This is a genomic window from Microbacterium barkeri (assembly GCF_027921765.1).
Taxonomy (GTDB): domain Bacteria; phylum Actinomycetota; class Actinomycetes; order Actinomycetales; family Microbacteriaceae; genus Microbacterium; species Microbacterium barkeri.
Genome location: NZ_BSEJ01000007.1, coordinates 100,732 through 124,175 on the forward strand (window position 1 = coordinate 100,732; position 23,444 = coordinate 124,175).

21 protein-coding genes are annotated in these 23,444 nt (G+C 72.3%); 9 read left to right on the forward strand and 12 right to left on the reverse strand.

Annotated elements, in window-relative coordinates; all coding sequences use genetic code 11:
* The 7 genes from PKE79_RS08775 to PKE79_RS08805 all read right to left on the reverse strand — a co-directional run bounded on the left by PKE79_RS08775 (position 1) and on the right by PKE79_RS08805 (position 8,355).
* On the reverse strand, positions 1 to 942 hold the full coding sequence (locus PKE79_RS08775; RefSeq protein ID WP_271173315.1) for a diacylglycerol/lipid kinase family protein: 942 nt from the start codon (positions 940 to 942) through the stop codon (positions 1 to 3).
* A 35-nt stretch (positions 943 to 977) separates the two neighbouring features.
* A complete protein-coding gene (locus PKE79_RS08780; RefSeq protein WP_271173316.1) occupies positions 978 to 1,175 on the reverse strand; it encodes a hypothetical protein in 198 nt (65 codons plus the stop codon).
* Positions 1,176 to 1,272: 97 nt separating this feature from the next.
* Positions 1,273 to 3,516, reverse strand: coding sequence for an esterase-like activity of phytase family protein (locus PKE79_RS08785; protein ID WP_271173317.1), 2,244 nt, complete (start codon positions 3,514 to 3,516; stop codon positions 1,273 to 1,275).
* A gap of 110 nt (positions 3,517 to 3,626) precedes the next feature.
* Positions 3,627 to 5,150, reverse strand: coding sequence for a gluconokinase (locus PKE79_RS08790; protein WP_271173318.1), 1,524 nt, complete (start codon positions 5,148 to 5,150; stop codon positions 3,627 to 3,629).
* A 15-nt stretch (positions 5,151 to 5,165) separates the two neighbouring features.
* Complete coding sequence (locus tag PKE79_RS08795; RefSeq protein ID WP_271173319.1) at positions 5,166 to 6,185, reverse strand: zinc-binding dehydrogenase; 1,020 nt, start codon at positions 6,183 to 6,185, stop codon at positions 5,166 to 5,168.
* A gap of 17 nt (positions 6,186 to 6,202) precedes the next feature.
* Positions 6,203 to 6,970 (reverse strand): SDR family oxidoreductase, encoded by a 768-nt coding sequence (locus PKE79_RS08800; protein WP_271173320.1) that lies wholly within the window; start codon positions 6,968 to 6,970, stop codon positions 6,203 to 6,205.
* Between the two features lie 2 nt (positions 6,971 to 6,972).
* Positions 6,973 to 8,355, reverse strand: a complete 1,383-nt coding sequence (locus tag PKE79_RS08805; RefSeq protein ID WP_271173321.1) for a GntP family permease — start codon at positions 8,353 to 8,355, stop codon at positions 6,973 to 6,975.
* A 105-nt stretch (positions 8,356 to 8,460) separates the two neighbouring features.
* Between PKE79_RS08805 and PKE79_RS08810 the strand changes: the two genes are divergently transcribed.
* The 6 genes from PKE79_RS08810 to PKE79_RS08835 all read left to right on the forward strand — a co-directional run bounded on the left by PKE79_RS08810 (position 8,461) and on the right by PKE79_RS08835 (position 14,771).
* Positions 8,461 to 9,165, forward strand: coding sequence for a FadR/GntR family transcriptional regulator (locus tag PKE79_RS08810; RefSeq protein ID WP_271173322.1), 705 nt, complete (start codon positions 8,461 to 8,463; stop codon positions 9,163 to 9,165).
* Between the two features lie 126 nt (positions 9,166 to 9,291).
* Positions 9,292 to 10,518 carry an MFS transporter gene (locus PKE79_RS08815; RefSeq protein ID WP_271173323.1) on the forward strand — a complete coding sequence of 409 codons (1,227 nt, stop codon included), beginning with the start codon at positions 9,292 to 9,294 and terminating at the stop codon, positions 10,516 to 10,518.
* Between the two features lie 104 nt (positions 10,519 to 10,622).
* On the forward strand, positions 10,623 to 12,569 hold the full coding sequence (locus PKE79_RS08820; protein ID WP_271173324.1) for a glycosyltransferase family 2 protein: 1,947 nt from the start codon (positions 10,623 to 10,625) through the stop codon (positions 12,567 to 12,569).
* On the forward strand, positions 12,566 to 12,898 hold the full coding sequence (locus tag PKE79_RS08825) for an STAS domain-containing protein (protein WP_271173325.1): 333 nt from the start codon (positions 12,566 to 12,568) through the stop codon (positions 12,896 to 12,898). Before PKE79_RS08820 ends, PKE79_RS08825 begins: the two co-directional genes overlap by 4 nt.
* Positions 12,888 to 13,301 carry an ATP-binding protein gene (locus PKE79_RS08830; protein WP_271173326.1) on the forward strand — a complete coding sequence of 138 codons (414 nt, stop codon included), beginning with the start codon at positions 12,888 to 12,890 and terminating at the stop codon, positions 13,299 to 13,301. The genes PKE79_RS08825 and PKE79_RS08830 overlap by 11 nt, the downstream gene beginning before the upstream one ends.
* 111 nt (positions 13,302 to 13,412) lie before the next feature.
* Entirely contained in the window at positions 13,413 to 14,771 is a 1,359-nt protein-coding gene (locus tag PKE79_RS08835) for an MFS transporter (RefSeq protein WP_271173395.1), read from the forward strand.
* Positions 14,772 to 14,774: 3 nt separating this feature from the next.
* On the opposite strand, the gene PKE79_RS08840 is transcribed toward PKE79_RS08835, so the two are convergent.
* Positions 14,775 to 15,233: an SRPBCC family protein gene (locus PKE79_RS08840; RefSeq protein WP_271173396.1), complete on the reverse strand. Its 459-nt coding sequence runs from the start codon at positions 15,231 to 15,233 to the stop codon at positions 14,775 to 14,777.
* Positions 15,234 to 15,368: 135 nt separating this feature from the next.
* Between PKE79_RS08840 and pgi the strand changes: the two genes are divergently transcribed.
* Positions 15,369 to 17,051, forward strand: a complete 1,683-nt coding sequence (pgi, locus tag PKE79_RS08845; protein ID WP_271173327.1) for a glucose-6-phosphate isomerase — start codon at positions 15,369 to 15,371, stop codon at positions 17,049 to 17,051.
* A 54-nt stretch (positions 17,052 to 17,105) separates the two neighbouring features.
* Here pgi and PKE79_RS08850 read toward each other — a convergent pair whose 3' ends face one another.
* The 4 genes from PKE79_RS08850 to PKE79_RS08865 form a co-directional block, all read right to left on the reverse strand.
* Positions 17,106 to 17,615, reverse strand: coding sequence for a metallophosphoesterase family protein (locus PKE79_RS08850; protein ID WP_271173328.1), 510 nt, complete (start codon positions 17,613 to 17,615; stop codon positions 17,106 to 17,108).
* A 31-nt stretch (positions 17,616 to 17,646) separates the two neighbouring features.
* Entirely contained in the window at positions 17,647 to 18,990 is a 1,344-nt protein-coding gene (locus tag PKE79_RS08855) for an FAD-binding oxidoreductase (RefSeq protein ID WP_271173329.1), read from the reverse strand.
* Between the two features lie 10 nt (positions 18,991 to 19,000).
* Entirely contained in the window at positions 19,001 to 21,178 is a 2,178-nt protein-coding gene (helR, locus tag PKE79_RS08860; RefSeq protein WP_271173330.1) for an RNA polymerase recycling motor ATPase HelR, read from the reverse strand.
* Positions 21,179 to 21,321: 143 nt separating this feature from the next.
* Positions 21,322 to 21,987, reverse strand: coding sequence for a cyclase family protein (locus tag PKE79_RS08865; RefSeq protein ID WP_271173331.1), 666 nt, complete (start codon positions 21,985 to 21,987; stop codon positions 21,322 to 21,324).
* A 29-nt stretch (positions 21,988 to 22,016) separates the two neighbouring features.
* Between PKE79_RS08865 and PKE79_RS08870 the strand changes: the two genes are divergently transcribed.
* On the forward strand, positions 22,017 to 22,844 hold the full coding sequence (locus PKE79_RS08870) for a metalloregulator ArsR/SmtB family transcription factor (protein ID WP_271173332.1): 828 nt from the start codon (positions 22,017 to 22,019) through the stop codon (positions 22,842 to 22,844).
* Positions 22,841 to 23,440, forward strand: a complete 600-nt coding sequence (locus PKE79_RS08875; RefSeq protein WP_271173333.1) for a dihydrofolate reductase family protein — start codon at positions 22,841 to 22,843, stop codon at positions 23,438 to 23,440. The genes PKE79_RS08870 and PKE79_RS08875 overlap by 4 nt, the downstream gene beginning before the upstream one ends.
* Positions 23,441 to 23,444 lie beyond the last annotated feature (4 nt).

The following is a 23,444-nucleotide window of genomic DNA, read 5'->3' on the forward strand; positions in this document are numbered from 1 at the left end:
TCAGCGCACGCGCAGCGCGCCGGGCTGGATCTCGACCGTGAACTGCGTCACCTCGCCGAGGTCGTCGCCGTCGACCTCGAGCACACGCGGCTCCGGCAGCTCGACCGCGACCGACGTCGCCCGCGCGTGGGCCGCCGTGTCGCCGCTCTCGGCGCGGTCGGTCGCACCCATGAGACGGCGGATGCCGTTGTCCCACACGAACGAGCGCAGGGTGTCCAGCCATCCGGCGATGCCCTCCGCGCTCAGCAGCAGCAGGTCGAGCTCGCCGTCCGACGGATCCGCGTCGGGCAGAAGCGTGATGCCGCCCTGCAGCATGCCGCAGTTGCCGACCATCAGGGTGTGGCCCGCCGCCGTCACGGCCTCTCCCCCGTCGACCGCGATCCGCAGCTCGATGACCTCGCTCGCGTTGACCGCGCGCCCGAGGGACTCCACGTAGGCGAGCCATCCGACCTTGCTCTTGAGGTCGTCGTCGGTCTCCACGATCATGTGCGCGTCGATGCCGAAGCCGGCCATGACGGCGAAGGCCTGCCGCGTGGGCGCCCCGTCGACGGCCGTCTCGATCCATCCGATGTCGATCACGCGCGCTTCGTCGGCGAGCGCGCGAGCAAACGCCGCCTGCGGGTTGTTGAGCGGGATGTCGAGGTTGCGCGCGAGCAGGTTGCCGGTTCCCAGGGGCACGATCGCGAGCTCCGCGCCCGCGCCCGGCTCCGCGAGGCGCTCCGCGACCGCGCGCACCGTGCCGTCGCCGCCCGCCGCGACGATCACGTCGGCACCCCACTCGAGCGCATCCTCCGTCGCCTTCTGACCGGGATCCTCGACCGTGGTCTCCCACCACGAGATCTCCCGCTCGTCATCGCCGAGCGCGGCGGCGAGCCCGGTCTCGAGCACCTCGCGCTCGGTCTTCGACGGGTTCCAGACGATCGCGATCCGCTCGAGTGCCATGCTTCCCCCTGTGTCCTGCGGCCCGACTCGCCTCCTCAGCCCTCGGGGAGTGCCAGCTTGGCCTTCTTCGCCTGCTTGCGGTTGCGGTCCTTCGCGAAGATCTTCTTCGCGTCCGCTGGGTCCAGTCTGCCCTCGGCGAGCAGGCGGATGGGGCACCGCTTGCAGCGTGGCTTCGACTTGCAGCAGGACTTCTTCGGCTTGACCCGCTTGCTCTTCTTCTTCCCGGAGGACATCCCGACATGGTAAGCCGCCCGGCTCCCCGCGCGAAGAGGGGAGCCGGGCGGATGACGCCGCGTGTCACGCGGCGGCCGAGCGGATGGCGCCGGCCGGTCAGCGCGCGTCGGCCACGGCCTCGACGGCGACGTCGGGATGGTCGCTGAAGACGCCGTCGAGGCCGGCATCGACGAACGCGCGCAGCTCCCCGGCGAGATCGCCGGCCGCATTCGGGTCGGCGCTCGACCGGAACTCGGCGGGCAGGAACTGGTTCTCGAGCCGGAACGTCCACCCGTGCACCTCGAGTCCGGCGGCGTGCGCGTCGGCGACGACCGCGGTCGGCTCGGCGAGCGTGCCATCGGCCGCGCGCGGGATGACGACCGACTTCTCGGCGCCGAGGATGTCGGCGTACGTCGCGATCTCCGCGAGCCCCTCGGGCGTGACGAGGTCGGCGTACGTGCGCGGGTCGCCCGCGGCGCGCAGGTCGAACGGTGCGCCCGACGAGTTCGCGAGCTGGGCGATCCGGACATCCGTCATCGCGTCGAGATCGCGCAGGTTGCCGGTCTCGAAGCTCTGGATGACGACGGGCGCGTCCGCGCGATTCATCCCGTCGGCCTCGAGCGCCGCGACGAGCGGCTCCTCGAGCGAGAGGCCGATCCCGTCGAAGTAGGTGGGGTGCTTCGTCTCGGGCGCGATCCCGACGGGCTCCCCGTCGCACGTCGTGGAGTGGCGGGCGAGGTCGATCACCTCGTCGAGGGTGGGGATCAGGTACAGCCCGTCATAGGCCGCGCTGCCAGGGCGGACGTGCGGAACGCGCTCCTTGGCGCGCAGCGTGCGCAGCTCGGCGAGCGTGAAGTCCTCCGTGAACCAGCCCGTCACGCTCACGCCGTCGATGACCTTCGTCGTCCGGCGATCGGCGAACTCCGGATGGGCGGCGACGTCGGTCGTCCCGCCGATCTCGTTCTCATGCCGGGCCACGAGGACGCCGTCCTTCGTCGACACGACATCCGGCTCGATGTAGTCGGCGCACTGCAGGATGGCCGTCTCGTACGCCGCGAGCGTGTGCTCGGGACGGTACCCGCTCGCGCCGCGGTGGCCGATGACGTCGACCGCCGAGACCTGCGGTCGCGTCTTCTCGAACGACACGACCGCGAACTCGGTGTCGTCGGGCGTGCCCGGCACGCGCGCGTCGTTGCCGGGGTAGTTGTTGTCGTTCCCGATGAGAAGGTCGCCGCCGCGCAGCTGCACGACCGTCTCGAACGACTGGACGGGGAGGGAGAAGACCTCGCCCGTCCCGTAGCCGTCGCCCGCGCCGATCCCGCTCGGGTTCGCGATGCGCAGCGCGTCGAGCGCGAGGGTCTTCTCGACGTATCCGTCGTCGTCCACGCTGTCCAGGGCGACGCGGTACACGCGCTTGGTCACGGCCTGCTCGCCTTCGAAGTCGTCGCGCTCGACGAGCAGCAGATCGCCGCCGCGGACGGCGAAGGCGTCGCCGATGACGTTGGCCTCCTGGTCGGCCTGGTAGCTCCAGGTGCGCCCCGTGTACGCGCCGGCGCGGATGTCGAACTCCAGGATCTCCCGGCGACGCTGGTCGGCGTCGTCGGCGTACGCGCCCTCGACCACCGGGTACAGGTAGTGGCCGTTCGTCGAGATCGCGAGCGCCTCGAAGCCGCGGCTCGAGCGCACGCGCGGCGTCTCTCCGGCCGAGAGGTAGGGGTTCTGCGGCGACTTCGCGCCCTCGAGCGCGTAGGGCTTCTCGAGGAGCGTGCCCTCGGCGTCGAAGTGGAGCAGGAACGGCCCGAACTCCTCGCCGACCCAGAACGTGCCGTCCTTCGCGCGCACGACCGACTCGATGTCGAAGTCGGCGCCCGTGAGCAGCCGCTCCTCCGTGCCCTCGTTCACGATCGGGAAGTCCAGGAGGTTGTCGCGGTCGTTGTACGAGATGAACCGCTCGACCGCGGTCTCGCCGGAGCCGCCCTCCGCCGTCTCCCAGTCGGGACGGACGAGGTAGCTGCGCAGGAGGAAGTCGGCGGAGTTCGCCTTGGAGCCGAACCCGTTGTCGGGCTGAGCCCAGAACGTGCCGTCGCCGTTGTCGATCATGGCGGAGAACCCGGGGATGACCTGGCCCTCCCACGGGCCCGTGCGGCCGTTCGCGGGGGTCGCGAGGGCGCCCGACGGCGGCCCCTCCTCGAGGTGGTCGGCGGAGAGGGTCGCGCGCGCGACGAGCGTGGGCTCGTCGACGGGCGCGCCGCCCTTCTCGTTCGCGGCCAGGGCGGGAGCGGGGACGAGGGAGACGGCCACGGCGGCCGCCGCGGCGGCCGCGGCCAAGCGCTGGGGCCTCCGGGAGAGGATTCGCTTCATGCCGCCAGCGAACCGAACCGCGCGAGCACGACGGTGTCGCGCATGCGGCTGCGCGGCGACGCCGAGGTGAACGGCCGGAAGCACCCGGGGACGCTCCCCGTCCATCCGCCTCAGAACGCGATCGGAAGCGAGGGCGCGAGCCGCCGAAGCCGCGTGTACGTCGGCAGGAGGGCGTCGTACAGCTCGTCGAAGACGGGCAGGAGCGCTCCGTAGACGGCGGCGTCGCCGGGATGCGGGCGGATGGTCTCGTGCACGGGCAGGCGCTCGGCCGCGACGTCGATCGACTCGATGAGCCCGAGCGCCTGCATGCCGAGGAGGGCCGCGCCGTAGCTGGAGCCCTCCTGCCCCTCGAGCAGGCCGACCGGAGCGCCGAACGCATCCGCGAGGGTCTGCTGCCACAGCGGGTGCTTCATGACGCCGCCCGTCGCACGGATCTCCTCGACCTCGAGGTCGGCCGCGCGCATCGACTGCAGGACGAGGGCCAGCTGCAGGGCGACGCCCTCGACCGCGGCGCGCACGAGGTGCTCCGTGCGATGTGCGCGGGTGAGCCCGATGTAGGCGCCGCGCGCGATGCTGCTCCAGTGCGGTGCGCGCTCGCTGAGGAGGTAGGGCAGCATGATCAGGCCGCCCGAGCCGGCCGGCACGGTCGCCGCCGCATCGAGCAGCTCTGCCGTGGACAGCTCGTGGCCGCCGGCGATCTCGGATCGCACCCACTCGAGGGTCACGCCGCCGTTGTTGATCGCCCCGCCGATGACCCAGCGGTCCTCCGTGAGGGCGTAGCAGAAGACGCCGCCGCGCGGATCGACCGCGGGTCGGCGGACGGCGACGCGCAGCGCCCCGCTTGTGCCGATCGAGCAGGCCGCGACCCCGGGCCGCACGGCTCCCACGCCGAGATTGGCGAGGGGGCCGTCTCCTGCGCCGACGACCACGGGGGTCGCGAGCGGGAGGCCCGTGGCGGACGCCCCTTCCTCCGTGAGCGCGTCGAGCACCGTGGTCGTCGGGACGAGCTCGGGGAGCTGCTCGGCGCGGATGCCCGCGAGCGAGAGCGCCTCCTCGTCCCAGTCGAGGCGGTGGATGTCCATGAGCCCCGAGCACGACGCGAGCGAGTGGTCGATGACGAGCGCACCGCACATCCGCAGCAGCACCCAGTCCTTGATCCCCGCCCAGATGGCCGCCTGCTGGCGGATCCGCGGCTCCTGCTCGCGGAACCAGATGAGCTTGGTGAGCGGCGACATGGGATGGATGGGCGTTCCCGTGCGCCGATGGAGGGCGAGCCCGCTCGCGGACGCGCGCAGCCGCTCCGCCTGCACCGCCGCGCGCGTGTCGGCCCACGTGACGACGGGCGTGATCGGCTGCAGCTGCGCGTCGAGCGCCAGCAGCGAGTGCATCGCCGACGAGAACGACAGCCCCGCGACGCGCTCCGCGCCGATCTCGGCGACGACTTCGCGCACCGATGCGTAGACCGCGCCCAGGATGAGCTCGGGGTCCTGCACGGCGTGACCGGGATGCGGCTCCTCGAGCGGGTAGCCCTGCGAGGCCGAGGCGACGAGCTCGCCGTCGACCGTGTAGGCGACCGCCTTCGTGGCGGTCGTCCCCATGTCGACGCCGATCACGATGTCGCGCGGGTTCGTCATGCTCCGACCTCCTCGTCAGCCAGCGTCGCTCTGCAGCGTCACGACCACCTTGCCGGAAACCTGCGCATCGCGCGCGATCCGGAAGGCCTCGGCGACCTCGGCGAGGGGAAGCGCGTGCGTGACGACCTTCTCGATGCCGGGGTCGGCCGCCAGCAGCGCGACGGCCTCGTCGATCTCGTCATGGAACCGGAAGGTGCCCACGAGGTGCACCTCCTTCGAGATGTACGGCGCGAGGTTCACCGGCCGCGGCTCGTTCGGGACCATCCCGACCTGCACGACGACGCCCTTGCGGCGCACCGCCGTGCCGGCCGACGAGATCGCGACGGGCGCCCCCGAGCACTCGAAGACGACGTCGAACGCGCTCTGCGGGAGCTCCTCGGTGCCCACGCGAACGAGCGCGTCGGCCCCGAGTTCCTCGGCCCGCGCGAGCGGGGCCTCGAGCACGTCGCTGACGGTGATGTGCGCGGCACCCCGTGCGCGGGCCGCGGCGACCGCGAGCAGGCCGATCGGCCCGGCACCCGACACGAGCACCCGGGCGCCGGCGAGGTCGCCGACCCGGGTGGCGGCATGCAGCGCGACGCCCAGCGGCTCGGCGAGCACGGCGCGACGAACGGGCAGCGCGTCGGGCAGGACGCGGATCATGTCGGCCCGCACGACGAGCTGCTCGCTCATGCCGCCCTGGGTGTGCGGCCACGTCGACGCGCTGCCGAGGTACGACCCGCCCGGCCACAGGTGCGGGTCGTCCTCGATGCCGCGCTCCGGGGTCCCGAAGCGCGCGGGATGGACCGTCACCGGCGTCCCGGGGGCGAGCCGGCCCGACGGGTCGAGATCGACCCGTCCCGACAGCTCGTGCCCCGGGACGAGGGGCTCCCGCACCACGTACTCGCCGTTCGCGCCCTCGAAGTAGTAGTGCAGGTCGGAGCCGCAGATGCCGACACTGTCGACGCGGATCCGCACCTCGCCCTCCCCCGGCTCGGGCGTCGGGGCCTCGCGGACCTCGATCCGCTCCTTGCCGTCGATGAATGCCGCGCGCATGCTCTTCTCCCTCTCGCTCACACGACGGCGGTCATGCCGCCGTCGACGAAGATGTTCTGCCCCGAGACGAAGCTCGACGCATCGGACGCGAGGTAGAGCAGCGTGCCCCACAGCTCGCGGAAGTCCCCCCAGCGCCGCGCGGGCGTCCGGTTCACGAGCCAGGAGTTGAACGCCTCGTCCTCGACGAGGGCCCGGTTCATCTCGGTCGCGAAGTACCCGGGCGAGATCGCGTTGACCTGCACGTCGTAGCGCGCGAGGTCGGCGGCCATCCCCTTCGTGAGCATCGCGACGCCGCCCTTCGACGCCGAGTAGGGCGCGATCGTCTGCCGGGCCAGCTGCGACTGCACCGATCCGATGTTGATCACCTTGCCGGAGCGGCGCTCGGCCATCCCGGGGGTGACGAACCGCGACACGTAGAACACGCTCGAGAGGTTCGCGCTCACGACGGCATCCCAGTCCGCGACCGGGAACTCGGTGAACGGAGCGCGCCGCTGCACGCCCGCGTTGTTCACGAGGATGTCGGGCACGCCGTGCGCGGCGACGATGTCGGCCACGCCGTGCTCGACGGCCTCGGCGTCGGTGACGTCGAACGTCGCCGCGTGCGGTCGGCGGCCCGTCGCCTCGGCGATCGCGTCCTGCGCGGACGCGATCGCCGCGGCGTCGCGTCCGTGCAGGACGACCTCGGCCCCCGCCTCCGCGAGCGCGAGGGCGAGAGACGCGCCGAGACCGCGAGAGGAGCCGGTGACGAGCGCGAGCCGGCCCGTGATGTCGAAGATCCCCGCCATGCTCAGAAGATCGCGAAGACGATGAGCACGATCGCGAAGCCGACGACCGACTCGATCGCCTGCTGCACGGTCCAGGTCTTGAGGGTGGTCTTGACGTCCATGCCCATGAGCCGGCCGACCAGCCAGAAGCCCGAGTCGTTCACGTGGCTGGCGAACACCGAGCCCGCCGCCGCGGCGAGCGTGATGGCGGCCGTGTCGATGACGCTGTAGCCGCCCGATGTGACGGCCGGCGCGAGAAGGCCCGCGGTCGTGACGAGGGCGACCGTCGCCGAGCCCTGCGCGACGCGCAGCGCGACGGCGATGACGTACGCGGCGAAGATCACGGGCATGCCGAGGTCGGCGAGGGTGCCGGAGAGGGCGTCGCCGATGCCGGATGCGCGCAGGACGCCGCCGAACATGCCGCCGGCGCCCGTGATGAGGATCACGGAGGCCACCGTGCCGAGCGTGCCCTCGACGAGCTTCTCGAGCGCCGACCCGTTCTCGCCGCGGAACTTGCCGAGGACGAGCAGGGCGACGAGCGCCGTGATGAGGAGGGCGACCGGCGACGTGCCGATGAGGATGAGCGCCTGGACCCACACGGCGTCGCCGTCGACGACACCCGCGGTCGCCAGGGTGCTGAGGCCGGTGTTGAGGAAGATGAGCACGAGCGGGAGCAGGAGGATCATGATGACCGTGCTCGCCTTCGGCGGGTTCGCGGGCTGGTCGTCGTCCTGCGCGCCGAAGAGCTCGGGGACGATCATCGGGTAGCGCGAGTTGACGAACTTGCCCCACAGGTAGCCCGAGAGGTACCAGGCCGGGAACGCGATGACGAGGCCGAGCAGCATGACGACGCCGAGGTTCGCGCCGAAGAAGTCCGATGCGGCGACAGGGCCCGGGTGCGGGGGCAGGAAGACGTGCATGACCGAGAAGGCCGCCGCGCCGCTGAAGCCGTAGAGCAGGAGGTTCCGGCCGCCGATGCGACGCGCGACCGCGAAGATGATCGGCAGCATGACGATGAGGCCCGCGTCGAAGAAGATCGGGAAGCCGAGGATGAGCGAGGTGAGGCCGAGTGCGAAGGCGGCGCGCTTCTCGCCGAAGATGGCGACCATCTTCTCCGCGATGACGCGGGCTCCGCCCGACGACTCGATGAGGCGGCCGATGATCGCGCCGAGCCCGATGAGCAGGGCGACGGAGCCGAGCGTCCCGCCGAAGCTCGACACGAGCACCTCGTTGACGAGCGCGTTCAGCGGCAGGCCGGTCGCGATCGCGGTGAGCAGCGAGACGACGATGAGGACGAGGAAGGCGTGCAGCCTCACCTTGATCACGAGGAAGAGGATGAGCGCGACGGCGACGGCCGCGATGCCGAGCAGAGGCCCGGTGCCCATCGTCTGGGTCCAGTCTTCCATGGTTTCTCCATTGAAATCGAGGGCGCGCACTGTCGCGTGCCGTGCATCAAAGGTACTACTTAAACAACGGATAAGATACTACGTAACCGCGAGCAAGGGAGCGACATGGCCATCGGAGTCCACGGCGATGTGCTCGACGATCTCGGGAGCCGGATCGCGTCGGGCGACCCCCAGCCGGGAGCCGTCTTCACGCTCGCCCAGCTGGAGCGCGACTACGGCGCCTCCCGCACGGTCGTCCGCGAGGCGGTGCGCGTGCTCGAGAGCATCCGCATGGTCGCGTCCCGCCGCAAGGTCGGCATCACGGTCCTCCCCCGCGAGCAGTGGGACGCCTTCGATCCGCACCTCATCCAGTGGAACCTGCGCGGCCGCTTCCGCCAGCAGCAGCTCGAGGCCCTCATGGAGCTGCGCGTCACGGTCGAGCCCATGGCCGCGCGCCTCGCCGCCGCCCGGGCGACCTCGGCTCAGCGCGCCGAGCTCCTGCGGCTCGCCGAGCGGCTCAACACGCTCGGGCAGACCGGCAAGGGCGACTCGGAGGAGTACCTCGCGGCCGACCTCGCCTTCCACGGCACGCTCCTCGCCGCCTCCGGGAACCCGCTCCTCACGGCGCTCGAGACGCCCGTCCACGAGGTCCTGAGCGGCCGCGCGAAGCTCGGCCTCACTCCGGGCATCCCCGCCGAGGGCACGCTCGAGGATCATCTGCTCACCGCCCGCGCGATCGCCGAGGGCGACCGGGACGCCGCCGAACGGCACTCGCGGTCGCACATGATGACGGTGTGGAGCGAGATCGCCTCCGACGACGTGGTCAGCTGACGCCGAGGTCGGCTCGGTAGAGTCTCCTCTGTCGGACGCTCGTCGTCCGAGAGCAGTGCATCTACCGGCCGCCGGAGACTCCGGCGGACAGCGGCGGCACCCGAACCCCGCGAACCGGAGGTGCCCATGACGATCAGCGACGTCCGAGAGAGCCGCAGCCTCCTGCGCATCGCAGGACTCCCCTACTTCCTCATCGCGCTCGTGGCGCGGCTGCCGTTCGCCATGATGGTGGTCGGCGTGCTCACGGCGGTCGTGTCCATCCGGGGCTCGCTCGCGCTCGGCGGGCTCACGTCCGCGACCGTCGGACTCGGCACGGCGTGCTTCGGCGCGCTGCTCGGCGCCGCCGCCGATGCGTTCGGGCAGCGCCGCGTGCTCCTCGTGCTCGCGGCGGCGAACGCGGTGGCGCTCGCGCTGTTCGCCGCGGTCGTCTACGGCGACACCCCCGACGGACTCGTGCTCGCGGCGGCCTTCGGGATCGGCGCGACCGCTCCCCAGGTCGCGCCGCTCTCGCGCGCCCGGCTCGTGACGCTCATCCGACACCGGATCGCCCCCGAGCGCGCACCGCGCACCCTCTCGTCGACGATGGCGTACGAGTCCGCGGCCGACGAGACCGTCTTCGTGATCGGCCCCTTCATCGTGGGGCTGCTCGCTGCGGCGACCGCGCCGTGGGCGCCGCTCGTCGGCGCCGCCGTGCTGACCGCGGTCTTCGTCGGCGCCTTCGCACTGCATCCCACGGGACGCCTGGTCGCGCCCGGTCGCGAGGACGGAGCGGCACCCTCCTCCGACGTGCGCGATCTCTTCCGGCCGCGCGTCCTCGTGGTCGTGGGAGGCACGCTCGGCGTGGGCCTCTTCTTCGGCTCGATGCTCACCTCCCTGACCTCGTTCATGGCCGACCGGGGCCGCGCCGACGAGGCGGGGCTCATGTACGGCGTGATGGGCATCGGCTCGGCCCTGTTCGCGCTCGGCGTCGCATATCTTCCGGCCCGGTTCTCGCTCGCCGCACGATGGATCGCGTTCGCCTCGGTGCTCCTCGCGGGCTCCCTCTCGCTCCTGCTCGCCGCCAGCCCTGCGGCCATGGCGTGCTCGCTCGCGGTCATCGGCATCGGCATCGGGCCGACCCTCGTGACGCAGTACAGCCTCGCCGCGGCCCGCAGCCCCGAGGGCCGCTCTGCCACGGTCATGACGATGGTCGGCTCGGCCGTCGTCGTCGGGCAGGCGATGGCCTCGGCCCTCACCGGGTCCGTGTCCGAGAGGTTCGGCACGTCGGCTGCGCTCCTGCTGCCGATCGCGACGGCCGCCCTCGTCCTCATCGCGGCGGTCGCGAACGCCGTCCTGTCGCGCCCACGCGCCTGATCGGCGTACCGGCCGGCAGGGCGGATGTCAACGCCGACCGCGTGGATCCACCGCGGCCATAGGATGGCGCGGATGGGCACGAGCGACGACGGGATGGTCCGCACATGAGCGCGCGCTTCGCAGCGATCCGCATCCTCGCCGTCCTGTCGGTGATCCTCGGCGTGAACTACGTCGCCTGGCGCTGGCTCGAGTCCGTCAACTGGTCGGCGTGGTGGATCGCCGTGCCGCTCGTGCTCGCGGAGACGTACAGCCTCATCGACACGATCCTCTTCTGCCTCACGATGTGGCGCGCACGAGACCGCCCCGGCCCGCGGTCGGAGCCGCAGGGCACGGTCGACGTGCTCATCACGACGTACGACGAGCCGCTCGACCTCGTGATGGGCACCGCACTGGCCGCGAAGCGGATCGCCTATCCGCACTCGACCTGGATCCTCGACGACGGTGCACGCGCGGATCTCGAGCTCGCCGCCGCCGAGGCCGGGATCGGCTACATCCGGCGCTCGGACGACTGGGACGGCAAACCGCGCCACGCCAAGGCGGGGAACCTCAACAACGCCCTGTTCCAGACCGACGGCGAGTTCCTGCTCATCCTCGATGCCGACCAGGTGCCGGATCCCCTGATCCTCCACCGCACGCTCGGCTACTTCGCCGACGACCCGGAAGTCGCGCTCGTCCAGACGCCGCAGTGGTTCTCGAACGTCGACGAGGCCGACCCGCTCGGCAGCCAGGCGCCGCTGTTCTACGGCCCGATCCAGCAGGGCAAGGACGGCTGGAACGCCGCGTTCTTCTGCGGGTCGAACGCGGTGCTGCGCCGCGAGGCGCTCATGCAGCTCGGCATCGTCGGCTACGTGCGCGACCTCGCCGAATCGACGCAGCGCGCGCTCCGCGCGTCGGAGTCGCTGCTCGGGCGCGAGGCGAAGCGCGCCGACGGAGCGCTGCGAGAGGAGCTGATGGACCTGCGCGCCGAGGTCGCAGCCGCACGCGCCGAGATCGCCGCGGGCGAGCCGGTGGCCGACACGACGTACCGCGTGCGTGCGCGCGTCGACGACGCAGGTCGGCGTCTCGTCGAGAACGACCTGGCCGCCATCCGCGCCGACCTCGAGGAGATCGGCGAGCTGCCGATCGCGCACGACGCGCAGCTCGACGTCATGGTCGTCGACGAGGTCGCGCTCGACGAGCTGGCGGCCCGCGACCTCTCCCCGCTCGGCGCGATCGAGGCCGTCCGATCGCTGCTCGACGCGCTGCGCGTGGACCGGCCGGGTGAGGCCCAGCCGCTCCTGCCGCTCGCGACGATCTCGGTCACCGAGGACATGGCCACCGCGATGCAGCTGCACGCCCTCGGGTGGCGCAGCGTCTACCACCACGAGATCCTCGCCCGCGGACTCGCCCCGGAGGACCTCCGCACGATGCTCACGCAGCGCCTGCGGTGGGCGCAGGGCACGCTTCAGGTGATGCTGCGCGACAACCCGCTCGTGAAGCGCGGGCTCTCCGCCGGCCAGCGGCTCATGTACTTCGCGACGATGTGGACGTACCTGTCGGGCTTCGCCGCGATCGTGTACCTCGCCGCTCCCGTGTTCTACCTCGTCTTCGGCGTCATGCCGGTCACGGCGTGGTCCGTCGACTTCTTCGCACGCTTCCTCCCCGCCTTCGCGGTGAACCAGCTGCTCTTCCTCGTCGTCGCCAAGGGCGTGCGCACGTGGCGCGGGCAGCAGTACTCGCTCGCGCTCTTCCCGGTCTGGATCCGGGCGTGCTGGACGGCCTTCGCCAACGTCGTGCTGGGCCGCCCCCTCGGCTTCGCGGTGACCAGGAAGGACGGGCGGGCGCCCGGAGGAGTGCCGTGGCGCGAGATCTGGCCGCAGCTCACCGCGATGGCGGTGCTCGTCGCGTCGCTCCTGATCGGCGTCGTCCGCGTCGCGGTCGGAACCGCGGACGGCACGGGGACCCTCGTGAACACCCTGTGGGTCGCCTACGACGTCGTCGTCCTCAGCGTGATCATCCAGGCCGCCCGCTATCGAGGGCCGGCGGCCGCCGACAGAGAGGCAACTGCATGAACCTCACGAGCGCTCACCGCGACGGGTTCTCCGTCATCGCGATCACCGGACGCCTCACCGCGTCGGGCGCACCGCGTCTGCGCGACGCCGTGAAGGAGCTCGTCGAGGCCGGCCGCACGCGGATCGTCGTGGACCTCGGCGGCACCGAGTTCGTGGACTCGTCGGGTCTCGGCGCCCTCATCGGCGGTCTCAAGGCCGCGCGGGTCGCGGGTGGGGACCTGCGCATCGCCGCCGTCCCGGATGCTGTGCGGACGGTGATGCGCCTGACGAACCTCGATCGCGTGCTGCGCGAGCACGCGTCGCCGGAGACCGCGTTCGATGAACGGTGACGAGCCGGTCCTGCGTGCCCGTGTCGAGGGACGCGCGGAGATCGCCTTCGTCGACGCCGTGCTCGACGCGCTGGAGGGAATCTGGTCCCGGGCCGACGTCGCCGACGCGGACCGGATGCTCTTCGGGCTCGCGGTGTCCGAGATCGCGACCAACGTCGTGACGCACGCCCCCGACGACGCGGAGGTCCGTGTCACGGCCGACCTGGAGGTGGGGCGGACCGCGCTCACCGCGATCATCCGCGACACGGCGTGGCCGGTCGACATCGCGTGGGCGGACGTGTCGATGCCCGGCCCCGAAGCGGAATCGGGGCGCGGTCTCGCGCTCGCCCGAGAAGCGCTCGACGTGCTCGATCACCATGTCGACCACGGGAACGTCTGGACCCTCGTCCGACGTCTCGCCTGATCGGGAATGCCCGGGGCGCCCCGCGACTTGGGATGTGAGGTGAGCACCACGAGCAGTCGCAGCAGGACCGTCGGCCTTCGATCCGAGCGCGGGCCCGTGCTCGGAGCGCTCATGCTGGCGACGGGGCTCATCGCGATCGACGCGACCATCCTCGCGACGGCCGTCCCGAGCGTCGTGGCCGATCTCGGGCAGTTCGACCAGTTCCCGTGGCTGTTCTCGGTCTACCTGCTCGCGCAGGCCGTGAGCGTCCCGATCTACTCGAAGCTCTCGGACACGATCGGGCGCAAGCCCATCATCCTCATCGGCATCGGGCTGTTCCTCGTCGGCTCCCTTCTGTGCGGCGTCGCCTGGAGCATGACGTCGCTCATCCTCTTCCGCCTCGTCCAGGGTCTCGGCGCCGGCGCGGCGACGCCCATGGCCATGACGATCGTCGGCGACATCTACACGGTCGAGGAGCGCGCGAAGGTGCAGGGCTACATCGCGAGCGTCTGGGCGGTCTCGTCGGTCCTCGGCCCTGCCCTCGGCGGGGTGTTCTCTCAGTTCGCGTCGTGGCGCGGCATCTTCCTCATCAACATCCCGCTCTGCATCGCCGCGGGCTGGATGCTCGTGCGCGCGTATCACGAGCAGGTCGAGCGGCGCCGTCACCGCATCGACTACGCGGGAGCCGCGCTCCTGACGATCGGGATGTCCGCCCTCATCCTCGCGGTCCTCGAGGGCGGGAGCGCCTGGGCATGGACGGCTCCGCCGAGCATCGCGGCCTTCTCGATCGCCGGGGTCGCCCTCGTCGCGTTCGCCCTCGTCGAGCGGCGCGCAGCCGAGCCGATCATCGACCTGTCGCTGCTCGGGCGCCGGCTCATCCTCACGACCACCCTCGTGGCGCTCTCAGTCGGTGCGCTGCTGACGGGCATCACGAGCTTCGCGCCCACCTACCTCGAGAACTCGATCGGCACCGTGCCGCTCCTCTCGGGGCTCGCGGTGGCCGCGCTCACGCTCGGATGGCCGCTCGCGGCGTCGAACTCGGGGCGCCTGTACCTGCGCTGGGGCTTCCGCACGACGACCGTGATCGGCGCGGCGATCTCGCTCGCGGGCGCTGCCGGGCTCGTGGCCGTCGCGCCCTGGCCCAACCCGTTCCTCGTCGCCCTCACCGCGTTCGTCGTCGGCTTCGGCCTCGGCTGGACGGCCGCGCCGACCCTGATCGCCGCGCAGGCGTCGGTCGGGTGGGGCGAGCGCGGGGTCGTCACGGGACTCAACGCCTTCTCGCGCTCGGTGGGATCCGCCGTCGGCGTCGCGATCTTCGGCGCCGTCGCGAACGGCATCATCGCCGCTGGCGAGGGCGAGCACGACTACGACACGATCGTCGCGGCCTCCACCTGGGTCTTCGTCGGCGTCGCCGTCACGGCGGCGCTCATGCTCGCCGCCGCGATCGCGATGCCGCGCGAGCGCGTCGCCTCGGGCGAGCCGACGGACTGACGCTCAGGAGCCCGCCGCACGGTCGCGGGCCGCGTGTCCCTCGGCGAGGAACGCCAGACGCCGCAGCGTCTCGGCATTGCGCGCATGCAGCGGCGGATCGACGAGGAACCGGGGAACGAGCGACCCGGGACCCTCGACGGCGGCCTCCGAGATCCGCACGAGCGATCCGGCGCCGCGCGGCTTGACCTCGATCGTCACGCGCGCCTCGCCGATCGGCCATCCGCGCGCCTGCAGCACCATCCGGCGCGGAGGATCCCACTCGACGCACTCGGTCGTGTCGTCGAGGAGCAGCGGCCAGCTGCCCACCGAGTGGTGGAGCTCGGCGCCGGGGCGCGGCCAGTCGTCGTCGACCTCGCGCATGCGCGACGCCCCCACGACCCAGACCGGGTAGAGCCATCCGTCGCCGAGGACGCGGAAGATCTCCTCGGGGGTGCAGCGGATCTCGCGGACGTTGATCGACATGGTCGCCTCCGGCTCTCGGTGCCTGGTGCTCACGCTAGACGCAGCCCCTGACCGCGGCACGGGCTTGACATGCGGAGCCTGCCCTCACATGACGCCCGGTGGGCGCGTGAGGGCGGCACTCGGTACGGTTGCAGCATGACCGCTCCCGTCGACCCCACGTCCACCTCGGCCTGGGCGGAGCTCGAGGCGCACCGCGCGAGCTTCTCCCCCGACCTGCGCGGCTGGTTCGCCGCCGACCCCGATCGGGCCGAGCGTCTCAGCCTTCCGCTCGCCGACCTCCACGTGGACCTCTCGAAGAACCTCGTGACCGACGACATCCTCGCCTCGCTCGTGCGACTCGCCGAGCAGACCGGAGTCGCCGAGCGCTTCGCGGCGATGCTCGAGGGCACGCACATCAACACGACCGAGAACCGCGCGGTCCTGCACACCGCGCTGCGTCGCCCGGCCGGCGCGACGCCCGCGCTCGCGGTCGACGGGCAGGATGTCGACGCCGACGTGCACGCCGTGCTCGACAAGGTCTCCGCCTTCGCGGAGCGCGTGCGAGGCGGCGACTGGCGGGGCGTCACCGGCAAGCGCGTGACGCACGTCGTGAACATCGGCATCGGCGGATCCGACCTCGGGCCGGTGATGGTCTACGAGGCGCTCAAGCCCTACGCTGACGCGGGCATCGAGGCGCGCTTCATCTCGAACATCGACCCCACGGACCTCGCGCAGAAGGTCGCCGACCTCGACGCCGAGACGACCCTGTTCATCGTCGCATCGAAGACGTTCACGACGCTCGAGACGCTCACGAACGCGCGCCTCGCACGCGACTGGCTGTGGTCGCAGCTCGCCGGCAAGGGCGCGATCGCCGACGACGACGCGGCGCGCACCGACGCCGTCGCGCACCACTTCGTCGCCGTGTCGACGGCCCTCGACAAGGTCGCCGACTTCGGCATCGACCCCGAGAACGCCTTCGGGTTCTGGGACTGGGTCGGCGGCCGCTACTCGGTGGACTCGGCGATCGGCACGTCGCTCGCGATCGTGCTCGGACCGGCGGTCTTCCGCGAGCTGCTCGAGGGATTCCACGCGGTGGACGAGCACGTGCGCACGACGCCGCTCACGCGCAACGTGCCCGTGCTCATGGGGCTCCTCAACGTCTGGTACACGAACTTCCTCGGCGCCCAGTCGCACGCGGTGCTCCCCTACGCGCAGCAGCTGCACCGCTTCGCGGCCTACCTCCAGCAGCTCACCATGGAGTCCAACGGCAAGTCGGTGCGCTGGGACGGCACGCCGGTGACGACCGACACGGGCGAGGTGTTCTGGGGCGAGCCGGGCACGAACGGCCAGCATGCGTTCTACCAGCTGATCCACCAGGGCACGCGGCTCATCCCCGCCGACTTCATCGCGTTCGCGAACCCCGCATACCCCCTCCAGGACGGCGGCCGGGACGTGCACGGGCTGTTCCTCGCGAACTTCCTCGCGCAGACGAAGGCGCTCGCGTTCGGCAAGACCGCGGATGAGGTGGAGGCCGAGGGCACGACGGGTCCGCTCGTCGCGGCCCGCACGTTCGCGGGCAACCGCCCGACGACGTCGATCTTCGCTCCCGCCCTCACGCCGGCGGTGCTCGGCCAGCTGATCGCGCTGTACGAGCACATCGTCTTCACGCAGGGCGTCGTGTGGGGCATCAACTCCTTCGACCAGTGGGGCGTCGAGCTCGGCAAGCAGCTCGCCCTCCAGATCGCGCCCGCCATCGAGGGCGACAAGGCCGCGCTCGAGGCCCAGGACCCGTCGACGAAGGCGCTGCTCGCGTACTACCGCGCGCACCGCTCGAGCTGACGCGAGGTCCCCGACGGCCCGGCTGCGTTCGCGCGGCCGGGCCGTTCGGCGTCGTCAGCTGCGGACGACCGGCACGAGCGCGACGTCGCGGAGCACGTCGCCGTCGATGGCACACGTCATGAGCGTGCACGCGGGCTGGCGTCGACGGTCGGTGGGCGAGCCCGGGTTCAGCAGCCGGGTGCCCGCGGGCGTCGTCGAGTCCCAGGGGATGTGGCTGTGCCCGAAGACGAGCACGTCGGGCCGCTCCTCGGCCAGACCGTCGACACGCTCCTCGCGACCTCGGGCCGCCCCTGTCTCGTGGATCACGGCGAGGTCGATGCCCTCGATGCGCACCCGTGCGAGCTCGGGCAGACGCGCACGCAGCGCGGGCCCGTCGTTGTTGCCGTGCACGCCGATGAGGCGCCGGGAGCGCATCTCGAGAGCGTCGAGCGTCTCGACGTCGACCCAGTCGCCCGCGTGCACGACCACGTCGGCGGCGTCGATCGCGCGCCACACGTCATCCGGCAGCCGCCGGGCGCGCACAGGCACATGTGTGTCGGCGAGCAGAACCAGGCGCGTCGTCACCCGGCGCGCTCCTCGGTCCGCCCCGCCGCCGTCATCGCGGCAGGCGCCCCTCGTGCAGCACGGCGTCGGGATCGACGCGCTCGCGGATGGCGCGGAGTCGATCGAGATCGGCGCGGGTCCCCGCGCGCTCGAGCGTCTCCTCGGGCGCGAGGAACGTCGGCACGAGCGGCGCCTCGTCCGCGCGACCGAGGATCTCGCGCAGGCCAGCGAGGCTCGCGTCACCCGGCTCGCGCGGCGCACCGGGCGCGACCGGGGCGAGCCCGTGCACGAGCCATGCGGCGTCGGACAGGGACGCGAACCCCTCGCGGCGTGGCGAGTCGAGTGCGCCGCCGAGCATGCGGAGCCCGAGTCCGACGAGGGGCGCCTGCTCGGGAAGCGCGCGGAACGTGAGGAGGTCGTCGAGCAGGGCGTCGTCGAGAGACCGCAGTGCGGAGGACACACCGCGTGTGGGCGTGGGATCGGTGGGCTCCGCCGATCGGGAGGCCATGAGCGCCGGTGTCGCGTGACCGAAGTCCTCGCGCTCGACGGGGGCCGCCGCGCGAATCGGCTCGAGGAACTCCGCCGCGGCCTCGTCGATCGCGAGCACATCGACCGTGAGGAAGCTGCGCGCCCTGATCGCCTCGGGCAGCTGAGGGACGTCGGGCATGCGCATCGACGTCGCGAAGAGATTGAGCGACGGCGGGGCGACAGCGGCGAGGTCGCGCACGGCTCGCAGCGCGTCGGCCGAGTGCGCCGAGTCGAAGACGATGCTGCCGCCCACGAGCACGGGGGCCGCGACGAGGTCGATCTCGATCTCGGTCACGATCCCCGCGATGCCGCCCGCGCCGCGCAGCGCCCACATGGTGTCGGGGTCGCTCGCGTCATCCACACGCTCGTGCGTCCCGTCGGGCCGGACGATCCAGGCCGCGCGCAGCGCGTCGGACCCGAGGCCCGCCGATCGGCTGAACCACGAGTGTCCCCCGCCGAGGGTGTAGCCCGTCGCGCTCACGACGCGGCTCGTGCCGGCGGGCGCGACCAGTCCCGTGCCGTCGAGGGCGTCGATGACCGCGCCCCACGCCACGCCGGCGCCGATGCGCGCGATGCGGGCCTCCTGGTCGATCTCGAGCGCATCGAACGCACGGGGCCGAACGAGCACTGCTCCCTCGAGAGCCGAGGCCGCGCCGTGCCCGCACGGCTGGACGGCGAGCGCCACGCCCTCCTCGCGCGCGAAGGCGACGAGGGCGACGAGGTCGTCGACACCGGCCGGCTCAGCGACCGCCGCGGGCCGCTGCTCGACGGAGAGGTTCCACGGTCGGCGCGCCTCGTCGAAGGCGACGTCGTCGGGCAGGCGGAGGAGGCCGGAGAGGCGGCCGCGGAGCGCATCGAGAGCGGACATGACCCACACGCTAGCGAGGTCGTCGGACATCCGTCTCCCCCGGCTCCGCATCGAGGAGGACGAGCTCGCGCGTCGCACGCGTCATCGCGACGTAGCGGTCGACCGCGGCCTCGATCCCCTCGCCCGGCGCATCGGCGCCGGCGAGGAGCACGAGGTCGAACTCGAGTCCCTTCGCGTCCTCCGGCGTCGCCGAGCGGGCGCGCCCGTGCGGGCGGAAGCCGGGGTCTCCGATCACGCATGCCGTGCCCTCGACGTGCTCGGCGAGCCACCGCTCGAGAATCGCGTCGCGCTCACCCGCCCGCGCCCTCCGCACGGGGATGCCCGAGCTGCGTACGGACACCGGGACGTTCGCGTCGGGCAGGGCGGCGCGGATGACCGGCTCGGCGACCGCCATGATCTCCGACGGCGTCCGGTAGTTGACCGTGAGCGAGGCGACGCGCACGTCGCGCAGACCCGCGCGCGCGAGCCGCTCCTCCCACGAGCCGAGGAAGCCGTGCCGTGCCTGCGCTCGGTCGCCGACGACCGTCAGGCTGCGGGAGGGACAGCGGCGCAGCAGCATCTGCCACTGCGCGTCGGTGAGCTCCTGCGCCTCGTCGACGACGATGTGGGCGAAGGGCCCGATCAGCGCGTCGGGCTCGGGCGCCGGAACGCCCGCCTCGTCGACGAGGCTCTCCCGCGCGTCGTCCCCGCGCAGGATCATCGCGACGCCCATCTCGCTGTCGTCGTTCGCGATGAGGTAGTCGGCGATGTCCTCCCGGTAGGCCCGCTGCGCGGACAGCGCCGCCTCGCGCTCCCGCGCGCGGCGCGCCGTCCCGGGATCGCCCAGTCGCATCCGGGCTGCATCGAGAAGCGGGAGATCCGCGCTCGTCCAGGCCACGCCATCCGCCCGCGTCAGCAGCCGCACCTCGTCGTCCGCGAGCCACGGCGCGCAGCGCCGCAGGTACGCCGGCACGGTCCACAGGTCGCTCACGAGATCCGCTGCCTCGAGCCGCGGCCACGCGCGCGTGAAGGCCGTCGCGAGGTCCCTGTCCTGCGCGAGCGCGCGGCGCAGGAGGTCCGCCGGCACCTCCTCGTCGTCGTGCCGGTCGGCGATGAGCCCGAGCAGCGTCTCCCAGACCTGGTCGCGCGCCTCGTTGTGCGGCGTCCCCGGCTCGGGAGACGCGAACGCGTCGGCCCAGTCATCCGCCGTCACGACGACGTCCGTCCATGGCGTCTCGACGAGCACCTCGTCGACGGGCGGCTCCTCGTAGAGGCGCACGGCCGGTTCGATCGCCTGCACCATCCGCCCGTCCGCCTTGAGAGACGCGACCCGGGGGTCGGGTTCCGCGCGGGCGATGGCGCCCTCGACCACGAGGTCGTCGACCGTGCACACGCGCACGCCCTCCTCTCCAAGACTCGGCAGCACATCCGACACGTAGTCGAGATACGCGCGCGACGGCCCGACGACGAGCACGCCGCCGCCACCGCGTGCCATCCGCGGCTCGGCGTGCAGCAGGTAGGCCGCGCGGTGGAGCGCGACGACCGTCTTGCCCGTTCCCGGGCCGCCGTCGACGACGAGCGCGCCGGTCGAGGGCGCGCGGATGATCGCGTCCTGATCGGCCTGGATGGTCGCGAGCACATCGCGCATGTGCGGAGAGCGGCTCGCGCCGAGACTCGCGATGAAGGCGGACTGGTCGTCGAGCGCCGCGCCGCTCTCGAGGGCGTCGGCCGTGAACACCTCGTCCCAGTAGTCCACGATGCGGCCGCCGCTCCACCGGTAGCGCCGTCGGCTGCTCAGCCCCATCGGATCGGCGTGCGTCGCGCCGAAGAAGGGCTCGGCCGCGCGCGCCCTCCAGTCGACGAGGAGCGGCTCGCCATCGGCATCGGAGAGGCCGATGCGGCCGATGTAGACGGGGTCGCCGCCCTCGGCGGGCACCATGCGGCCGAGGCAGAGATCGAGGCCGAAGCGCCGCAGCAGGCGCAGGCGGGCCGTCAGGCGGTGGATCTCGAGGTCGCGGTCGAGGGCCTTCTGCCCCTGGCCGGCCGGCGCGCGGCGCTGCGCCTCGAGGCGGTCGGATGCGTCGGCGATCTGGCGAGCGAGGCTCGCGGCGATCGCGGCGAACTGCGCCTCGTCGCGTGCGATGAGCGCGGCGTCGGCCTTGGCGGCGCGGCTGTCGGGAAGGGCGAACGGGCTGAGGGCGGTGGTCATGCGGGCGGCTCCGACGATCGCGACGGCACGGCGGACACCCGCTGCGCGCGGGTGCCGGCCGGAGGGAAGGAGACGATTCTGCCCCGTACCGGGGGCCTTGCGGCAAGCCCCCACCCCGGCCGTAAACTGGAACCGCGGGGAGATCAGAGGGCGACGACGCGCGCCGGCGCTCCATCCGCATCGATCGCGAGCGGGAAGACGCCGATCCGCGGATGCCGCTCGAGGCCCGCCAGGCCGCGAAGGTTCTCGACGATGAGCGCGTCGGCGCCGAGCACGATCTCGTGCACGGGGAACCCCTCCCCGCCCGTCGGGTCGGGGCTCAGCAGGTCGACCGCGAGCACGCGCATTCCGTGCGCGACGAGCCAGGCGGCCGCCGCCCGGTCGAGGTGCGGATGCGCGGTCGCGTCCGCCGACCCGAATCGCTCCGCCCATCCGGTGTCCAGCACGACGACCGGCCGCAGATCGGCTTCGAGGTCGGCCGACGCCCGACGCAGGTCGTCGAGCGTGATGACCGCGCCGGCGGCGACCTCGCCGAGGTGCAGGACGATTGCCTCGCCCACGAGCTCGTCGAGCGGGATCGCACCGGTCGTGCGCCCGCCCGCGATGACGTGGGACGGCGCGTCGAGGTGCGTTCCCGTGTGCGAGCCGAGGTGCAGGGCGGCGACCGCGACGCCGTCGCGCGCGATCTCGAGAGCCGGCTCGATGCGCACCGCGGGGTCGCCGGGATACACGGTCATGCCGGTGCGGATGGGATGGCTGAGATCGCGCATGCGCCGACGGTACACCGTGCCGAAGATTTTCCTTGACATGAATATTCGTCGCAGTGAATACTTCAGTCATGGACCCGCTGCTCGCCGCTCTCGCCGATCCCGCCCGATGGCGGATGATCGAGCTGCTCGCCCTCCGCCCCCGAGCCGTGGGCGAGCTGGCGGAGCTCCTCGGCCTGCGCCAGCCGCAGACCACCAAGCACCTGCAGACGCTCGCGCGCGCGGGCGTCGTCAGCGTGCATCCCCTCGGCCAGCGGAGGGTGTACGCGCTCGAGACGTCGCCCCTCCGGGCTGCGGCGAACCGCCTCGCGAACCTCCTGCAGCAGGCCGATGCGCACGCCGACGAGCGCGAGGTGCTCGATCGCTATCGCGCCGCCATCAGCGCGGAGCGTGCCGCCGCGGACTCCCCTGGATGGGCGGATGGTCGCTCGTTCGCCTTCGAGCGCCACCTCGCCGCCCCGCGCGAGACGGTGTGGCGTCACTGGACCGACGCCGCACTCCTCGCCACGTGGTGGGCGCCGCCGTCTTTCGAGGTCGTCGAGAGCACGATCGCACCGCACCCGGAGGGGGCGGTCGTGCTCGCCTACCGCGATCCGGACGGCGCTCACTACCGGTCGGACGGGCGGGTCCGGGTCGCCGAGGCTCCGGAGCGCCTCGAGTTCGACCTGTCGGTGCGCGACAGCGAGGGCGGTGTGGCTTTCACGGCCCACTACGCGGTATCGCTCGACGAGGCTCCCCGGGGAACCCGTCTCGTGGCGGAGCTGCACCTCGACGCCACCGCCGTCGCCTCCGCTCCGTTCATCGCCGGCATCGAGACCGGCTGGAACCAGGTGCTCGACAACCTCGTCGCACGCGTCGCCGCGGACCCGCGGCCTGATCGGAAGGAACCCCTCTCATGAACGCTCACGCACCTCGCAGGGTCACGGCGAACCTCAGCCTCACCCTCGATGGACGCTTCAACGGCCCCGGTGGGCCCGGCGACCTCGCGGCGATCGTCCCGTACGCGGTGACCGATGTCGCACGCGACCAGATGCACCGCATGCACGAGAACGCGACGACGGCCGTGCTCGGTCGCGGCAACGCGCAGGGGTTCCTCGGCTTCTGGCCTTCCGTCGCCGACGACCCCTCCGCAGACCCGCGCGACCGCGGCTACGCCGCCTGGTTCCGCGATGTCGAGAAGGTGGTCCTCTCGTCCTCGCTCTCGGAGGCGCCGTGGGAGCGCACGCGCATCGTCTCGGCCCCCGTCGCCGACGTCGTGGCGCAGCTGCGCGCGTCCGGCGAGGGCGACATCCTCGTCAACACCAGCCCGAGCCTCATCCGCCCGCTCCTCGCTGCGGACCTCATCGACCGGCTCTACCTCATCGTCTGCCCCGAGATCTCCGGCGGCGGCGAGCGGCTGCTTGAGGACGGGCTCCCGTCGTCGTCCTGGCGCCTGGTGCTGCACGAGGCCGGCGACCACGGGGAGCTCGCGCTCGTCTACGACCGAGCGCGCTGAGGAC

What these genes read in the sequence shown, in the direction of transcription:
- PKE79_RS08775 (WP_271173315.1), bottom strand. Translation starts at nt 942, where the DNA reads ATGGCACTCGAGCGGATCGCGATCGTCTGGAACCCGTCGAAGACCGAG.
- PKE79_RS08780 (WP_271173316.1), bottom strand. Translation starts at nt 1,175, where the DNA reads ATGTCCTCCGGGAAGAAGAAGAGCAAGCGGGTCAAGCCGAAGAAGTCC.
- PKE79_RS08785 (WP_271173317.1), bottom strand. Translation starts at nt 3,516, where the DNA reads ATGAAGCGAATCCTCTCCCGGAGGCCCCAGCGCTTGGCCGCGGCCGCC.
- PKE79_RS08790 (WP_271173318.1), bottom strand. Translation starts at nt 5,150, where the DNA reads ATGACGAACCCGCGCGACATCGTGATCGGCGTCGACATGGGGACGACC.
- PKE79_RS08795 (WP_271173319.1), bottom strand. Translation starts at nt 6,185, where the DNA reads ATGCGCGCGGCATTCATCGACGGCAAGGAGCGGATCGAGGTCCGCGAG.
- PKE79_RS08800 (WP_271173320.1), bottom strand. Translation starts at nt 6,970, where the DNA reads ATGGCGGGGATCTTCGACATCACGGGCCGGCTCGCGCTCGTCACCGGC.
- PKE79_RS08805 (WP_271173321.1), bottom strand. Translation starts at nt 8,355, where the DNA reads ATGGAAGACTGGACCCAGACGATGGGCACCGGGCCTCTGCTCGGCATC.
- PKE79_RS08810 (WP_271173322.1), top strand. Translation starts at nt 8,461, where the DNA reads ATGGCCATCGGAGTCCACGGCGATGTGCTCGACGATCTCGGGAGCCGG.
- PKE79_RS08815 (WP_271173323.1), top strand. Translation starts at nt 9,292, where the DNA reads ATGACGATCAGCGACGTCCGAGAGAGCCGCAGCCTCCTGCGCATCGCA.
- PKE79_RS08820 (WP_271173324.1), top strand. Translation starts at nt 10,623, where the DNA reads ATGAGCGCGCGCTTCGCAGCGATCCGCATCCTCGCCGTCCTGTCGGTG.
- PKE79_RS08825 (WP_271173325.1), top strand. Translation starts at nt 12,566, where the DNA reads ATGAACCTCACGAGCGCTCACCGCGACGGGTTCTCCGTCATCGCGATC.
- PKE79_RS08830 (WP_271173326.1), top strand. Translation starts at nt 12,888, where the DNA reads ATGAACGGTGACGAGCCGGTCCTGCGTGCCCGTGTCGAGGGACGCGCG.
- PKE79_RS08835 (WP_271173395.1), top strand. Translation starts at nt 13,413, where the DNA reads ATGCTGGCGACGGGGCTCATCGCGATCGACGCGACCATCCTCGCGACG.
- PKE79_RS08840 (WP_271173396.1), bottom strand. Translation starts at nt 15,233, where the DNA reads ATGTCGATCAACGTCCGCGAGATCCGCTGCACCCCCGAGGAGATCTTC.
- pgi (WP_271173327.1), top strand. Translation starts at nt 15,369, where the DNA reads ATGACCGCTCCCGTCGACCCCACGTCCACCTCGGCCTGGGCGGAGCTC.
- PKE79_RS08855 (WP_271173329.1), bottom strand. Translation starts at nt 18,990, where the DNA reads ATGTCCGCTCTCGATGCGCTCCGCGGCCGCCTCTCCGGCCTCCTCCGC.
- helR (WP_271173330.1), bottom strand. Translation starts at nt 21,178, where the DNA reads ATGACCACCGCCCTCAGCCCGTTCGCCCTTCCCGACAGCCGCGCCGCC.
- PKE79_RS08865 (WP_271173331.1), bottom strand. Translation starts at nt 21,987, where the DNA reads ATGTCAAGGAAAATCTTCGGCACGGTGTACCGTCGGCGCATGCGCGAT.
- PKE79_RS08870 (WP_271173332.1), top strand. Translation starts at nt 22,017, where the DNA reads ATGGACCCGCTGCTCGCCGCTCTCGCCGATCCCGCCCGATGGCGGATG.
- PKE79_RS08875 (WP_271173333.1), top strand. Translation starts at nt 22,841, where the DNA reads ATGAACGCTCACGCACCTCGCAGGGTCACGGCGAACCTCAGCCTCACC.